At 77.7% G+C, this 14800-nt stretch carries 14 protein-coding genes; 11 read left to right on the forward strand and 3 right to left on the reverse strand.

What is annotated here, in order from left to right; all coding sequences use genetic code 11:
- Positions 1 to 112: 112 nt before the first annotated feature.
- Entirely contained in the window at positions 113 to 1393 is a 1281-nt protein-coding gene (locus WAA21_RS15630) for an MFS transporter (protein WP_336923755.1), read from the reverse strand.
- Between the two features lie 202 nt (positions 1394 to 1595).
- Here WAA21_RS15630 and WAA21_RS15635 point away from each other — a divergent pair, with 202 nt between their 5' ends.
- The 5 genes from WAA21_RS15635 to WAA21_RS15655 are packed head-to-tail and all read left to right on the forward strand — an operon-like array spanning position 1596 to position 5711.
- Positions 1596 to 2261, forward strand: a complete 666-nt coding sequence (locus WAA21_RS15635; RefSeq protein ID WP_336923756.1) for a GNAT family N-acetyltransferase — start codon at positions 1596 to 1598, stop codon at positions 2259 to 2261.
- A 17-nt stretch (positions 2262 to 2278) separates the two neighbouring features.
- Positions 2279 to 3340, forward strand: a complete 1062-nt coding sequence (argC, locus tag WAA21_RS15640) for an N-acetyl-gamma-glutamyl-phosphate reductase (protein ID WP_336923757.1) — start codon at positions 2279 to 2281, stop codon at positions 3338 to 3340.
- On the forward strand, positions 3337 to 4512 hold the full coding sequence (gene argJ / locus WAA21_RS15645; RefSeq protein WP_336923758.1) for a bifunctional glutamate N-acetyltransferase/amino-acid acetyltransferase ArgJ: 1176 nt from the start codon (positions 3337 to 3339) through the stop codon (positions 4510 to 4512). Before argC ends, argJ begins: the two co-directional genes overlap by 4 nt.
- 40 nt (positions 4513 to 4552) lie before the next feature.
- Complete coding sequence (gene argB / locus WAA21_RS15650) at positions 4553 to 5512, forward strand: acetylglutamate kinase (protein ID WP_336923759.1); 960 nt, start codon at positions 4553 to 4555, stop codon at positions 5510 to 5512.
- A gap of 37 nt (positions 5513 to 5549) precedes the next feature.
- Positions 5550 to 5711: a hypothetical protein gene (locus WAA21_RS15655; RefSeq protein WP_336923760.1), complete on the forward strand. Its 162-nt coding sequence runs from the start codon at positions 5550 to 5552 to the stop codon at positions 5709 to 5711.
- A gap of 50 nt (positions 5712 to 5761) precedes the next feature.
- Here WAA21_RS15655 and WAA21_RS15660 read toward each other — a convergent pair whose 3' ends face one another.
- Positions 5762 to 7168, reverse strand: coding sequence for a hypothetical protein (locus WAA21_RS15660; RefSeq protein ID WP_336923761.1), 1407 nt, complete (start codon positions 7166 to 7168; stop codon positions 5762 to 5764).
- An 81-nt stretch (positions 7169 to 7249) separates the two neighbouring features.
- Complete coding sequence (locus WAA21_RS15665) at positions 7250 to 8284, reverse strand: asparaginase (protein WP_336923762.1); 1035 nt, start codon at positions 8282 to 8284, stop codon at positions 7250 to 7252.
- A gap of 70 nt (positions 8285 to 8354) precedes the next feature.
- Here WAA21_RS15665 and WAA21_RS15670 point away from each other — a divergent pair, with 70 nt between their 5' ends.
- From WAA21_RS15670 to tyrS, 6 genes are read left to right on the forward strand one after another with little or no spacing between them, the layout of a single operon-like run.
- Positions 8355 to 9650 carry an acetylornithine transaminase gene (locus WAA21_RS15670; RefSeq protein WP_336923763.1) on the forward strand — a complete coding sequence of 432 codons (1296 nt, stop codon included), beginning with the start codon at positions 8355 to 8357 and terminating at the stop codon, positions 9648 to 9650.
- The gene (argF, locus tag WAA21_RS15675; protein WP_336923764.1) at positions 9647 to 10585 is read left to right on the forward strand and encodes an ornithine carbamoyltransferase; all 939 of its coding nucleotides are present in this window, start codon (positions 9647 to 9649) and stop codon (positions 10583 to 10585) included. Before WAA21_RS15670 ends, argF begins: the two co-directional genes overlap by 4 nt.
- On the forward strand, positions 10582 to 11106 hold the full coding sequence (locus WAA21_RS15680) for an arginine repressor (RefSeq protein ID WP_336923765.1): 525 nt from the start codon (positions 10582 to 10584) through the stop codon (positions 11104 to 11106). Before argF ends, WAA21_RS15680 begins: the two co-directional genes overlap by 4 nt.
- Positions 11103 to 12545, forward strand: coding sequence for an argininosuccinate lyase (argH, locus tag WAA21_RS15685; RefSeq protein WP_336923766.1), 1443 nt, complete (start codon positions 11103 to 11105; stop codon positions 12543 to 12545). Before WAA21_RS15680 ends, argH begins: the two co-directional genes overlap by 4 nt.
- Complete coding sequence (locus WAA21_RS15690) at positions 12533 to 13258, forward strand: DNA-3-methyladenine glycosylase (RefSeq protein WP_336923767.1); 726 nt, start codon at positions 12533 to 12535, stop codon at positions 13256 to 13258. The genes argH and WAA21_RS15690 overlap by 13 nt, the downstream gene beginning before the upstream one ends.
- The gene (gene tyrS / locus WAA21_RS15695) at positions 13255 to 14568 is read left to right on the forward strand and encodes a tyrosine--tRNA ligase (protein ID WP_336923768.1); all 1314 of its coding nucleotides are present in this window, start codon (positions 13255 to 13257) and stop codon (positions 14566 to 14568) included. The genes WAA21_RS15690 and tyrS overlap by 4 nt, the downstream gene beginning before the upstream one ends.
- Positions 14569 to 14800: the final 232 nt, after the last annotated feature.

Consider the following 14800-nt stretch of genomic DNA (forward strand, 5'->3'; position numbering starts at 1 on the left):
CGAAGCGGGCGGACCGGCCGGTGCACCGGTGCCGTCGGTGGGGGTGGACGTCATGGCGGCACCGTGCCAGCCGCGACCGACAGCCCCCCGACCCGGTGCGCCCGCCCGCGCCCTAGGCCTGGGCCGCCACGGCCGCCGGCAGCGGCAGCCTGCGCGTGCGGGCGAGCGCCAGGGCGACCAGCAGCGCGGACGCCACGAGGACGCCGGACAGCAGGACGACGCCCGGCCACGCGCTGCGGGCCCAGGCGGCCCCGGCGGCCGCCCCGGCGACGGAGGCCCCCGAGTAGTAGGCGAGGAGGTACAGCGACGCCGCCTGCCCGGCTCCGCCGGCGCCCAGCGACGCGCGCGCGGCCACCCAGCCCGACGCGACGCCGTGGGCGGCGAAGAAGCCGACGACCATGAGCGCGGTCCCGGCCACCACCACCGGCAGGGAGGGGGCGAGGGTGACGGCGACCCCGCCACCGGCGAGGAGCACCGCGAGCGGCAGCACCGGTCTGGCCCCGAGGCGTGCACTCGCGTGCCCGGCCAGGGCCGAGGAGAGGCTGCCGAGGGCGTACGTGGCGAACACGAGCCCCGCCGCGGCCGTCGACAGCCCGAACTCGGGGGACTCCAGCCGGAACGACAACCCGTTGAACACCGCGACGAAGGCGCCCATCAGCAGCCCGCCGACCGCGAACAGGCCCACGAGCACCGGGTCCCGCACCTGGCGCAGCAGCTGCGACGCGACCGCGCGCGGGTGGGCCCGCAGCGGCACGAACCGCCGCGACGGCGGGAGGAGGCGGCGGACGAGCGCCGCGCACGCGAGCACCAGGACGGCGGTCCCCGCCAGGGCCGCCCGCCAGCCGCCGAGCTCGGCCAGGGGCGCGGCGAGCAGGCGGCCGGACATGCCGCCGAGGGCCGTGCCGCCGACGTAGAGCCCGATGGCGCCGGCCGCCGCGCTGCGGTGGACCTCCTCGCGCAGGTAGGCGGTGGCCACGGCCGGGAGCCCGGCGAGGGCGAGCCCCTGCAGCGTGCGCAGGGCGAGCAGCGACTCCCAGGACCACGCCGCGGCGCACGCCAGGCCCGCCAGGCCGGACAGCAGCAGGGAGGCGTGGACCAGCCACGTGCGTCCCCGCACGTCGCTGAGCGGTCCCGCCACCAGGAGCCCGAGCCCGAGCGCCAGGGTCGCGCCCGACACGCTGAGGGCCGCCTGCCCCGGTGTGACGCCGAAGGACCCGGCCAGCGTCGGCAGGAGCGGCTGGGTCGACCAGATGGCGGCGAAGGTCGCCACGCCGGCGAGGAACAGGGCGAGGGAGGCGCGCCGCAGCCCGGGAGCGCCGGGACGGAGACCACCGGCGTCGTCGGACCCCGGGGCCGTCACGACGCCGTCGCCGGGCCGCCGGGACGCCGTCACCGGGCCGTCACCTGCCCGTCGGCCCGGCCGTCGGCCCGGCCGACGGCGCGGTCGCCGCCCTGGTCGCCCTCGCAGCGCCGGCCGCCGTCCCGGCCGTCTGCCTGGCCACCCACGCGGGGAGCGTAGACGGGTGGCAGGGCCTCGGTAGCGTGCCGGGCACGAGCCGCCGGAGCCCCGGCGGCGCCCGCCCCCGGGAGGACCGGTGCTCACCTGGGACGAGGTGTACCCGCTGCGCGGGCTGCGGCTGCGGGCCGGTGACGACCTCGAGCTCCGCTGGCTCGACGACGACCTCCTCCTGCAGCTCGCGTCCCTGGCCCACGACGGCATCCACGACCCGTCGTGGACCCCGTTCACCGGCGCGTGGGCCGACGCCGGACCGCTGGAGCGGGCGCGCAGCGTCGTGCAGTGGGCGTGGGGCCGGCGCGCCGGCACCGCACCCGGTGACTGGTGGCTGCAGCTGGCCGTGCTGCGCGACGGGGTGGCGGTCGGCCTGCAGGACGTCGGGGCCCGCGACTTCGCCGTCCGTCGCGAGGTGACGACGGGCTCGTGGCTCGGCCGGCGGCACCAGGGCAGGGGGACCGGCACGCGCATGCGCCTGGCGGTCCTGTCCCTCGCCTTCGACCACCTGGGGGCCACGACGGCGACGACCGAGGCGTGGAAGGACAACGCCGCGAGCAACGCCGTCACGCGGCGGGTCGGCTACGTCCTCGACGGCGAGGAGGTCGCGGTCACCCGTGGGGAGCGCCGCGAGGGGTGGCGCTACCGGCTGACGGCCGAGCGCTGGGCCGCGCTCGGGCACCCGCGCGTGACGGTCGAGGGACTCACCGACGCCGTCCGCGAGACGCTCGGAGCGCCCGTCGACGCCTGAGCGTATAGTCATGCACTATGACGTATACGGTCGCGGTCGCCGGTGCGAGCGGGTACGCCGGTGGGGAGCTGCTCCGCCTGCTCCTCGCCCACCCCGAGCTGGAGGTCGGGGCGCTGACCGCGGCCTCGAGCGCCGGGACGGACGTCGTCGACCACCACCCGCACCTGCCCTCCCTCGCCGGGCGGGTGCTCGAGCCCACGGGGGCCGCGGCGCTCGCCGGGCACGACGTCGTCGCCCTCGCGCTGCCGCACGGGCACTCGGCCGTGGTCGCGGAGCAGCTGGGTCCGGACGTCCTCGTCGTCGACCTCGCCGCCGACCACCGCCTCACCGACCCGGCGGCGTGGCAGGCGTTCTACGACGGGCCGCACGCGGGCGCCTGGCCCTACGCCCTGCCCGAGCTCGTGCACGCCGACGGCACCCGCCAGCGGCACCGCCTGCCCGGGGTGGACGCCCGCGCCCCGCGCCGCCTCGCCGTGCCCGGCTGCTACCCCACGGCGGTCAGCCTCGCCCTCGCCCCAGGGCTCGCCGCCGGGCTGCTGGAGCCCGACGACCTCGTGGTGGTCGCCGCGAGCGGGACGAGCGGGGCGGGCAGGGCCGCGAAGCCGCACCTGTCGGGCAGCGAGGTGATGGGGTCGATGAGCCCCTACGGCGTCGGGGGCGTCCACCGCCACACCCCGGAGGTCGAGCAGAACCTCGCGCTGGCGGCGGGTCGCCCCGTCACCGTCTCGTTCACGCCGACGCTCGCTCCGATGCCGCGCGGCATCCTCGCGACGTGCACCGCGCGCGCCGTGCCGGGCACCACGCACGCCCAGGTCCGAGAGGCGTGGGCGGACACGTACGTCGCCGAGCCGTTCGTCCACCTGCTGCCCGAGGGCCGCTGGCCCCGGACCGCCGACACGCTGGGAGCCAACACCGTGCACCTGCAGGTCGCCCTCGACGAGCGGGCGGGCCGCGTCGTCGTCGTCGCCGCCGTCGACAACCTCACCAAGGGCACCGCCGGGGCCGCCGTGCAGGCGACGAACCTCGCGCTCGACCTGCCGGAGACCGTTGGCCTCGCGACGGCGGGACTGGCCCCGTGAGCGTCACCGCCGCGCGCGGCTTCCGCGCGGGGGCCGCGACGGCCGGCCTCAAGCCGTCCGGCCGCCCGGACATCGCCCTCGTCGTCAACGACGGCCCGCTCGACGCCGTCGCCGCCGTCTTCACCGCCAACCGCGCCCGGGCCCACCCCGTGCTGTGGAGCGAGCAGGTGGTGCGCTCCGGCAGCGCCCGCGCGCTCGCCGTCAACGCCGGCAACGCGAACTGCTACACGGGCCCGCCGGGGTTCCTCGTCACGCACCGGACGGCGGAGCACGTCGCGGCGCTGCTGTCGACGACCGGGCGCGAGGTCGCCGGTGGCGACGTGGTCGTGTGCTCGACCGGCATCATCGGCGTGCCGCTGGACGAGCGGGTCGTCCTCGCCGGCATGAGCGCGGCCGCGGCGGCCCTCGGCGACGACGAGGCCTCCTCCGTGGCCGCGGCCGAGGCGATCCGCACCACCGACACGCGCACCAAGCAGGCGGTCCGACACGAGGACGGCTGGACGGTCGGTGGCATCGCGAAGGGGGCCGGCATGCTCGCGCCGGGGCTGGCGACCATGCTCGTGCACCTCACGACCGACGCCGGGCTCGACGCCGCCGCCCTCGACCGCGCGCTGCGTGCCGCCACGCGCGTCACCTTCGACCGGCTCGACTCCGACGGCTGCATGTCGACCAACGACACCGTCACGCTCATGGCCTCGGGCGCTGCGGGTGCCGCCGCGCCGTCGGAGGACCGGTTCACCGAGGTGCTCACCGGCCTCTGCCACGACCTCGCCCTGCAGCTGCTGGCGGACGCCGAGGGCGCGGAGCACGACGTCGCGATCCGCGTCACGGGGGCCGCCCGCGAGGACGACGCGGTCGAGGTGGGACGGGCCGTGGCCCGCAGCGCGCTGGTGAAGACGGCCGTCTTCGGCCGGGACCCGAACTGGGGCCGCGTCCTCGCGGCCGTCGGCACGACGTCGGCCGCCTTCGACCCTCTGGAAGTCGACGTCTCGGTCAACGGCGTGCAGGTGTGCCGCGCCGGTGGGCCGGGGGAGGACCGCTCGGGCGTCGACCTCGTCCCGCGCTGGGTCGACCTCGTGATCGACCTCCACGCGGGTGCGGCGGAGGCGACGGTGTGGACCAACGACCTCACGCACGCCTACGTCCACGAGAACTCGGCCTACACGACGTGAGGCGACGACAGGTACGCCGCATCGACGTCGGGAGCGCACGATGAGCCCCCCTCCACCGGCGGACGGCCCGACGGCACGCACCGCCCGCCGGGCCGAGGAGCTCGCGGCCGCCTCCGACAAGGCCGCCGTGCTCGTCGAGGCCCTGCCGTGGCTGCAGCAGCTGCACGGTGCGCTCGTCGTCGTGAAGTACGGCGGGAACGCCATGGTCGACGACGACCTCAAGGCCGCCTTCGCCGCCGACATCGTCTTCCTGCGCCTGGCCGGTCTCCGGCCGGTCGTCGTCCACGGCGGCGGCCCGCAGATCAGCGCGATGCTCGACCGGATGGGGATCACCAGCGAGTTCCGCGGCGGCTACCGCGTGACGACCCCGGAGGCGATGGACGTCGTCCGCATGGTGCTGACCGGGCAGGTCGGCCGCGAGCTCGTCGGCCTCGTGAACGCCCACGGCCCGTACGCCGTCGGCATGTCGGGGGAGGACGCGGGGCTGCTCACGGCACGGCGGCGCACCGGTCGGGCGACGGCGCCGGACGGGACCGTGGCGGAGGTCGACATCGGCCTGGTCGGTGACGTCGCGGGTGTCGCCCCGTCGGCCGTCCTCGACCTGCTCGCCGCCGGCCGGGTGCCGGTCGTGTCGAGCGTCGCCCCGGAGGTCGACGGCGACGGGGTGCCGACCGGGCAGGTGCTCAACGTCAACGCCGACAGCGCCGCGGCCGCGCTCGCCGTCGCGCTCGGCGCGCAGCGTCTCGTCGTGCTCACCGACGTGGAGGGCCTGTACGCCGACTGGCCGGACCGCGACAGCCTGCTGTCGACCATCACGGCGGACGAGCTCGCCGTGCTGCTGCCGGGCCTGGACAGCGGGATGGTGCCGAAGATGGCCGGCTGCCTCGAGGCCGTGCGCGGCGGGGTGCCCCGCGCCTACGTCGTGGACGGCCGGCGGCCGCACAGCCTCCTGGTCGAGGTCTTCACCGACGCGGGCGCCGGCACCATGGTGGTCCCCTGACGCCACGGCCCGCCGCGCCCGGCCGTACGCTCCGGGTGTGCCGCTGACGTCCCCGCTCCCGGCCCGCCCCGCCCCGGCGACACCGTCCGCGCGGCGCGACCGGATCGTCGGCTGGCTCCAGCGGCGGCGACGGCTGTCCGCGCTCGTCCCGGTCGCGCTCGTGGTCCTCGGCACGCCGCACTCCTGCCCCTTCTGCTGAGCCCGCCGCCGGACCCGCCCGGCACGCGACAGGGTGGGACCCCGGGGGTCTTACCGACCACCGCCCGCCTGCGCCCGCACCGCGCCCCGCGGGGCAGGGGGGACGGGTGCCGGTACCCGGTGCGGAGCCGACGCCATGACGGCGTTCCGGTGCCGCGTGCGGCGCACGTCGTTGTCGAGGGCGGCCAGGTCGGCGGCCGGTGCCACCCGGGCGGCCGTCTCGACGACCGTGAGGCGGTGCGCCACGGCCACGTGGGCGGCGACGTCGCTGCGGGCGAGGACCTCGGCGGGCACCCGCGCCATGTCGAGCTCCCAGCGCGCGGCACCGACCAGCCCGTCGTCCCTGTTCGGGACGGGGCGCGCCGGAGCGGTCCCGGGCGCGGCGGGGCGGGCGGTGACCCCGCGGAGGTCGCCGGCCGGCTGGTGGGGCAGGCCCCGCAGGTGCGCCCGGACACCCGGCGGGGGCGGCGCGGGCGCGGCGCCCGGCAGGCCCCTCGCGAGGAGGTCGGCCTCGCGGGCGACGGCCCCTCGGGCGGCCGCCCGGGCCGCACCCGCCCCCGCGGACACCGCCCGGCCCGCCCCACCGCCCACCACGCCGAGGACAGCCAGGCCCACGTCGGCGCCCGACGCCTCGCCGTGGGCGGCCTGCGTGACGGTGCCGAGCAGCGCCACGGCACCCAGACCCAGGGCCACCGCACCGAGCGCCGCGGCCACCGGGGCGAGGACCCCAGAGGCGACCAGGGCCAGCGCGACGACCCCGAGCACCGCCGACGCCCGGCCCGCCCAGCGGGTCACCCAGCCGACCACCCCCCGCACGTCGTCCCAGCCGCCGTCGTCGAGCCCGTCCGTGCTCCGTGCCTCGTCGAGCGCGCGCGCCGCCGCCTCGGCCGCCCGACGGACCGCCTCCGCCGCCTCGGCGCAGCGGGCGCTCGCCGAGGCCACGTCGGCGTCGGCCTCGGCCTCCGCCGCCCACGCCGCCCCGAGCGCGCTCGGCTCACCGGTCAGCACGTCGAGCGGCGGCCACGCGAAGGCCGAGTCCGCGCGCGCCTCCTGCGCCCGAGCCGTCGCCACGGCGCGGCGCTCGAGCGCCTCCTCGGCGTCCCGGAGCGCCGCCGCGGTCGAGCGCTGGCCCTCCTCCAGGGAGGCGGCGTAGTGACCGAGCGCCTCGGCGCCGGCCCGGTAGCGCCCCACCACGGGCGCCAGCGCACCTCGCAGGTCGTCGGCGCGGTCGCGGAAGGCCTCGACCGCCTCCGACGTCCGGCCCGACAGGGACCCGACGGCCCGTCCGAGGCCGGTGACCGCGTCCGCCAGCGCGTCGGCCGTCCGCCCGTAGGCGGCGGCGTCGTCGAGCACCCCGACCGGGTCGCCGGGGACGGGGTCGGCGGTCAGGCCCACCGCGGACCAGTCGGTGGGGCGGCACGCGGCCACCCACGGCACCTCGGGCCCGAGCGTCGGCACTGGTCCCCCCTCCCGCCGCCCGCTCCCTGCGGCGGCACCCCGGACAGGTGCCGTCGACCGGCCGGCTGTGACGCCGCCCCGTCACGCCCCCCTGGCGTCGCCCACGACACGCCACGGCAGGGCGAGCACCTCGCCGACCGGACGGCCGTGGCCGAGGACGTCGTCGGAGAAGCCGGGGGCGTCGGACCGGACCGGTACGCCGGCGGTCCGCAGGCCCTCGCCGAGGCACACCCCGCGGCCACGGTCCCCGCCGTCGAGGACCTTGACCGCAACCCCCACCCCGGACCCGTCCGGGCGACGCCACCCGGCCGCGACCACGCCGTCGGCCCCGTCCTTGACCAGCAGCCCGGGCAGGGACTCCATCATCCGGGTCACCCGGCGCGCGGTGCCGCCCACGAGCCACGGGTTGCCCACGACCGCGTCCCGCACCCGCGCCTCGGGCGTCCCGTCGCCGGCCGCTGCGAGGCGCGCGAAGGCCGCGGCGAGGCCGTCGAGCGACGTGACGAACGCGGGGGCGCCGCAGCCGTCGACCGCGGCCTCGTCCCCGACACCGTCGGCCAGACGGCCGACCGTCGCGGCGATCGCCCGCTGCACGGGGTGGTCCACGGCGGTGTAGCCCGGCGGCGGCCACCCGGCGGCGACCGCCCCGGCGAGCATGCCCGCGTGGTTGCCGGAGCAGTTCTGCGCGAGCCGCGTCGGGCCCCGCTCGGAGCGGGCCCGTGCGCCGGCCTCGGGGTCGAGCGGCAGGTCGGGGGTGTTCTCGAGGTCGTCCGGTGACAGCCCGGAGCGGGCGAGCAGGCGCCTGACCCCGTCGAGGTGGGCGGGCTCTCCGGAGTGGCTCGCGCACACGAGCGCGAGCTCGTCCTCCGGCAGGTCGACGCCGAGCCCGAGCAGGGCCACCGCGTGCAGGGGCTTGAGCGACGACCGCGGCAGGACCGGCAGCGACGGGTCGCCGAGGGCCGCGAGGAGCCGCACCGAGCCCTCCCCGCCGACGAGCACGGCCGCACCGGCCGCGTGGTGCAGGCACTCCGCGGCACCGCTGCGGGTGGTGACGGCGCCGGGGGCGGCCGCGGCCAGCAGGTGGCGGGTGGTGGGCAGGGCGACGGGCTCGGGCACCCGGTGACCGTGCCACAGACCTCGCCCCGACGCGGGGGACAGACATGCATCAGTGTGTATAGTCATGCAGATGACGGCGACGCTGCCCGACCTCGTCGGGACCGCAACCTCCGAGGAGTGGCGGGCGCGGCACGCCCGCGCCCTCATGGGCACCTACGCGCCTCCGGCGCGCGTGCTGGTGCGGGGGGAGGGCGTCCACGTCTGGGACGCCGAGGGGCGCCGCTACCTCGACCTGCTCGCGGGCATCGCCACGACCGTCCTCGGTCACGCCCACCCCGCCCTGACCGCCGCCGTCGCCGAGCAGATGAGCACCCTCGGGCACGTGTCGAACGTCGTGGCCACCCCCGTGCAGGTCGCGCTCGCCGAGCGGCTCCTCGGCGTCGCCCGGGCGCCGGAGGGCAGCGCGGTCTTCTTCTGCGGCTCCGGGGCCGAGGCGAACGAGGCGGCCCTGAAGATCGCCCGCCGGACGGGCCGCACCCGGGTCCTCGCCGCCACCGGTGGGTTCCACGGCCGCACCCTGGGCGCGCTGTCGCTGACCCACAACCCCGACTACCGCCGGCCCTTCGAGCCACTGCCCCCCGGGGTCGAGCACGTGCCGTTCGGCGACGGCGCCGCCCTCGCGGCCGCGCTCGCGGACCCGGCCGGCGGCCCGGTCGCCGCCGTCGTGCTCGAGCCGGTGCAGGGAGAGGCCGGCGTGCACCCCGCCCCGCCCGGGTACCTCGCCGAGGCGCGGCGGCTCACCCGCGAGCACGGCGCGCTCCTCGTGCTCGACGAGGTGCAGAGCGGGACCGGGCGCAGCGGCGCGTGGTTCGCCCACCAGCTGCCGCACCACCTCGGCGAGGCCATGGCGGTGGACCCGGCCGCCGCACCGGACGTCGTCACCGTGGCCAAGGGCCTAGGCGGCGGCATCCCCGTCGGGGCCGCCGTCGCCTTCGGCCCGGACGTCGCCGGCCTGCTCACGCCGGGCCAGCACGGCACGACCTTCGGCGGCAACCCGGTGAGCGCGGCGGCCGCCCTCACCACGCTGCACGTGATCGAGCGCGACGGCCTGCTCGACAACGCGCGCCGGGTCGGTGCCGTGCTGCGCGAGGGGGTGCTCGCGCTCGGGCACCCGGCCGTGGCCGGCGTGCGGGGGGAGGGCCTGCTGCTCGCGGTGGTGCTGCGTCACCCGGTCGCCCGGGACGTGGCCGCCGCGGCGCTCGACGCGGGGTTCCTCGTCAACGCCGTCGCCCCCGACGCCATCCGGCTCGCCCCGCCGCTCGTGCTCACCGAGGCAGAGGCGCGCGAGCTCCTCGCGGCCCTGCCGGCTGTGCTCGCCGCCGCCCTGGACGCGGCGGGCGACGCCACGACGCGGGTGGCGCGGTGAGCGTGCGGCACCTCCTGCGCGACGACGACCTCTCGCCGGAGGAGCAGGCGGAGGTCCTCGACCTCGCCGACGCCGTCAAGGCCGACCCGTTCGGGCACCGGCCGCTCGAGGGGCCGCGCGCGGTGGCGGTCCTGTTCGACAAGCCGAGCACGCGCACCCGCGTGTCCTTCGCCATCGGCATCTCCCAGCTCGGCGGCTACCCGCTGGTGCTGGACTCCGCCGGCTCCCAGCTCGGCCGCGGGGAGCCGATCGAGGACACCGCCCGGGTGCTCGGCCGGCAGGTCGCCGCGGTCGTGTGGCGCACCGGCGCGCACGAGCGCGTCGAGCGGATGGCGGCCGCGGCCGGCGTCCCCGTCGTCAACGCCCTCACCGACGACACCCACCCCTGCCAGCTGCTCGCGGACCTGCAGACGGTGCGCGAGCGCCGGGGGCGCCTCGCCGGGCTGACCCTCAGCTACGTCGGTGACGCCGCGAACAACATGGCGCACTCCTACGCCCTCGCCGGGGCCACGGCGGGCATGCACGTGCGCCTGGCGGGCCCGGAGGGCTACCACCCGGACCCGCGCTACCTCGAGGCGGCGCGGGCGCGGGCGGCCGAGACCGGCGGCTCCGTCACCGTGACCGACGTGCCCGAGGCGGCCTTCGACGGCGCGGACGTCGTCGCCACCGACACGTGGGTGTCGATGGGGCAGGAGCTCGAGGCCGCCGACCGGGCGACGCCCTTCACGGCCTTCGCCGTGACCCGCGCCGCGCTGGAGCGCTCGGCGCCGGACCACCTCGTGCTCCACTGCCTGCCCGCCTACCGCGGCAAGGAGGTGGAGGCCGAGGTGCTCGACGACCCCGGCTCCGTCGTCTGGGACGAGGCGGAGAACCGCCTGCACGCGCAGAAGGCGCTGCTGGTGTGGCTCCTGCGGCGCGCCGGCGGCACGGGATGAGCGCGACGCAGGTCGTCCGCAGCAAGGCCGCCCGCCAGGCCGCCGTCGTCGACGTCATCACGCACAACGCGGTACGCAGCCAGGGCCAGCTCGGCGAGGCGCTCGCCGCGGCCGGCTACTCGGTCACGCAGGCGACCCTGTCCCGTGACCTCGTCGAGGTCGGTGCCGTTAAGGTGCGCCACGGCGACGGCAGCCTCGTCTACGCCGTCCCGGGCGAGGGCGGGGACGCCTCACCGGTCGCCGACCTCGACGAGGAGGTGCTGGCCGCGCGCCTGGCCCGACGCTGCGCGGAGCTGCTCGTGAGCGCCGAGCACAGCGGCAACCTCGTCGTGCTGCGGACGCCGCCGGGTGCGGCGCAGTTCCTCGCCAGCGCCGTCGACCACGCGGTCGTGCCCGGTGTGCTCGGCACGATCGCGGGCGACGACACCGTCCTCGTCATCACCCGCCACCCGCTCGGCGGCGAGGCCGTCGCCCAGCGCTTCCTCGACCTCGCCACCGACGCCCCCAGGAGCGACCCGTGACCTCTCGGACCCCCGACCAGCGCCCGTCGGGCGGCACCGTGAGCGGTGCGCTGTGGGGCGGGCGGTTCGCGAGCGGCCCGGCCGAGGCCCTCGCCGCGCTCAGCGTCTCCACGCACTTCGACTGGGTGCTCGCCCCCTACGACCTGCGGGCCTCGCAGGCCCACGTGCTCGTGCTGCACCGGGCGGGCCTCCTCACCGACGACCAGCGCGACGGTCTCCTCGCGGGCCTGCGGGGCCTCGCCGACGACGTCGCCACGGGCGGCTTCGCGCCCGACCCCGGTGACGAGGACGTGCACGGGGCGCTGGAGCGCGGGCTCATCGACCGCGTCGGGGCCGACCTCGGGGGCCGGCTGCGGGCGGGGCGCAGCCGCAACGACCAGGTCGTCACCCAGTACCGGATGTACCTGCGCGACGCGGTGCGCGAGGTCGCGCGCGGCGTGTGCGCCCTCGTCGAGGCCCTGGTGGTGCAGGCCGAGGCGCACCCGGAGGCGCCGATGCCCGGGCGGACCCACCTGCAGCACGCGCAGCCCGTGCTCCTGGCCCACCACCTGCAGGCCCACGCGTGGGCCCTGCTGCGCGACGTCGACCGGCTGCGCGACGCGGACCGCCGCCTGGACTCCTCACCGTACGGCTCGGGCGCGCTCGCGGGCTCCTCGCTCGGCCTCGACCCCGCCCTCGTGGCCGCCGAGCTCGGGTTCTCCGCACCGGTCGAGAACTCCATCGACGGCACCGCGTCCCGCGACTTCGCCGCCGAGGTGGCCTGGGTGCTCGCCATGACGGCCGTCGACGTGTCGCGCGTGGCGGAGGAGGTCGTCGTCTGGACGACGCACGAGTTCGGCTTCGCGCGCCTCGACGACGCGTGGGCCACCGGCTCCTCGATCATGCCGCAGAAGAAGAACCCCGACGTCGCCGAGCTCGCCCGCGGCAAGGCCGGCCGCCTCGTCGGCAACCTCGCCGGCCTCCTGACGACGCTGAAGGCGCTGCCGCTGGCATACAACCGCGACCTGCAGGAGGACAAGGAGCCGGTCATCGACTCCGTCACGCAGCTCGGGCTCGTCCTGCCCGCGATGGCGGGCCTGGTGCGCACGATGCGATTCGACACCGCGCGGCTCGCCGCGCTCGCCCCGGCCGGGTTCTCCCTCGCCACCGACGTCGCGGAGTGGCTCGTGCGCCGCGGGGTGCCGTTCCGGGAGGCGCACGAGCTGGCGGGGGCGTGCGTGCGCCGCTGCGAGGAGCTCGGCACCGACCTCGACGGGCTGTCCGACGACGACCTCGCGGGCATCAGCCCCGCGCTGGACCCCGCGGTGCGGGAGGTCCTCGACGTCGCCGGTGCGCTCGCGAGCCGGGACGCCGTCGGCGGCACGGCACCGGTGCGGGTGACCGAGCAGCGCGAGCAGCTGCGCGTGAGGCTGGAGGACGCCGTCGGGTGGGCGGGCTGAGGGCGCCCGTCGACCGCTCGCTCCTCGTGGGGCGGCCCGAGGAGGTCGCGCCCGCGCTCCTCGGGACGCTGCTGGTCAGCGGTCCCGGGGCCGCGGCAGGGCGGTCCGGGGAGGAGGCGGGGCTCGTCACGGTCCGGGTCGACGAGGTCGAGGCGTACGCGGGACCGGGGGAGGACCCGGGGTCGCACGCCCACCGCGGGCTGCGGCCGCGCAACCGCACGATGTTCTCCGAGCCGGGCCACCTCTACGTGTACTTCACCTACGGCATGCACTGGTGCGTCAACGTCGTCGCCCACCTGCCGGGGGAGGCCGGCGCCGTGCTCCTGCGCGCCGGTGAGGTCGTGGGGGGCGAGGCGGCGGCGCGGACGCGCAGGCCCCCGGGCAGCACCGCACGCGACCTCGCCCGCGGGCCGGCCCGGCTCGCCCAGGCGCTGGGGCTGGACGGCAGGCACGACGGGGCCGACCTGTGCGACCCGACCTCCCCGGTCCGCCTGCTGCCCGGGCAGCGCCCGCCCGACCCCGCGCACGGGCCCCGCGTCGGCGTCGCCGGGGACGGGGCCGCGACACCCTGGCGGTGGTGGGACGCGAGCAGCCGGCACGTGTCCGCGTACCGTGCTGCTGCGCGGCGGCGGCGCCCCGGCGAGACCCCCGGGGCCGGCGCGCACGCCGACGCCCCCGACCCGCAGGACGACCCCGCTGGAGGACACCCGTGAGCGGCACGAGCACCTCGCCCGGCCTGTGGGAGGAGCTGCAGTGGCGCGGCGCCGTCGCGCAGAGCACCGACCCCGACGCGCTGCAGCGCGAGCTCGGGGCGGGTCCCGTGACGCTGTACTGCGGCTTCGACCCGACCGCCGCGAGCCTCCACATCGGCCACCTCGTGCAGCTGCTCACCCTGCGGCGCTTCCAGCGGGCCGGGCACCGGCCCCTCGCGCTCGTCGGCGGGGCGACCGGCCTCATCGGCGACCCGCGACCGACCGCCGAGCGGACCCTCAACAGCCCCGAGACGGTCGCGGAGTGGGTCGAGCGCATCCGTGCGCAGGTGTCGCCGTTCCTCGACCTCGAGGGGCCGGGCGCCGCGCTCGTGGTGAACAACCTCGACTGGCTCGGCGGGCTGTCCGCCCTGGACTTCCTCCGGGACGTCGGCAAGCACTTCCGCGTCAACCGGCTGCTCGCGAAGGAGGCGGTGGCCGCCCGGCTGCAGAGCGAGCACGGGATCAGCTACACGGAGTTCTCCTACCAGCTGCTGCAGGCCGCGGACTTCCTCGAGCTGTACCGGCGCTACGGCTGCCGGCTGCAGACGGGCGGCAACGACCAGTGGGGCAACCTCACCTCCGGCGTCGACCTGCTGCACCGCGTCGAGCACGTGTCCGTGCACGCCCTGAGCACGCCCCTGGTCACCAAGGCGGACGGCACCAAGTTCGGCAAGACCGAGGGCGGCACGGTCTGGCTCGACGCGGCGATGACCTCGCCGTACGCCTTCTTCCAGTTCTGGCTCAACAGCGACGACCGCGACGTGGCGGGGTACCTGCGGCTGTTCACCGACATCGGCCCCGACGACCTCGGGGCGCTGGAGGAGGAGGTCGCGGCGCGGCCGCAGGCCCGTGCGGCACAGCGGCGGCTGGCCCGGGAGCTCACGACGCTCGTGCACGGAGCCGGTGCGACGGCCTCGGTGGAGGCCGCGGCCGCGGCCCTCTTCGGCGGCGGCGAGCTCGGTGCCCTCGACGTCACCACCGTGCGGGACGCGGCGGCGGAGCTGCCCCGCGCGACCGCCGGCCCGGGCAGCCCGCTCGCCCAGGTCCTCGCCGACAGCGGTCTGGCCCCCAGCCGCTCCGCCGCGCGGCGGAGCATCGGCGAGGGCGCCGTCAGCGTGAACAACGTGAGGGCCGCCGACCCCGAGGCGCTGCTGCAGCCGGGTGACTTCCTGCACGGGGAGGTGGCGGTCCTGCGCCGTGGCAAGCGGGCGCTGGCCGCCGCCGTCCGCGAGGGCTCGACCGCGGCTGCGAAGGGCCCCGCAGGCGGCTGACCTGCCGATTTGACCCGGCGGCCACCCACCCGTAACTTTTCCTCTCGCCGCCGAGAGAGGCGCCCGGCACCGAGAGGTGGCAGGCCCCGCGGACGGCCGCCCTGGAGCACTCGGACAGGGTCGTGAGCGCGAGGCCAGACCTCGACCCACGTCCCCGGGTGTCGTAGGGTGTGCGGGTTGCCCCGGTGCTGGCCTTGGCGGGTTGGTGTGGGTGTGCGTCCGTTTCTTGAGA

Source organism: Aquipuribacter sp. SD81 (assembly GCF_037153975.1).
GTDB lineage: Bacteria > Actinomycetota > Actinomycetes > Actinomycetales > JBBAYJ01 > Aquipuribacter.

Excerpts from the sequence above, each read along its gene's own strand:
- argB (WP_336923759.1), top strand. The coding sequence starts at position 4,553 with ATGAGCCCCCCTCCACCGGCGGACGGCCCGACGGCACGCACCGCCCGC.
- argC (WP_336923757.1), top strand. The coding sequence starts at position 2,279 with ATGACGTATACGGTCGCGGTCGCCGGTGCGAGCGGGTACGCCGGTGGG.
- WAA21_RS15670 (WP_336923763.1), top strand. The coding sequence starts at position 8,355 with ATGACGGCGACGCTGCCCGACCTCGTCGGGACCGCAACCTCCGAGGAG.
- WAA21_RS15680 (WP_336923765.1), top strand. The coding sequence starts at position 10,582 with ATGAGCGCGACGCAGGTCGTCCGCAGCAAGGCCGCCCGCCAGGCCGCC.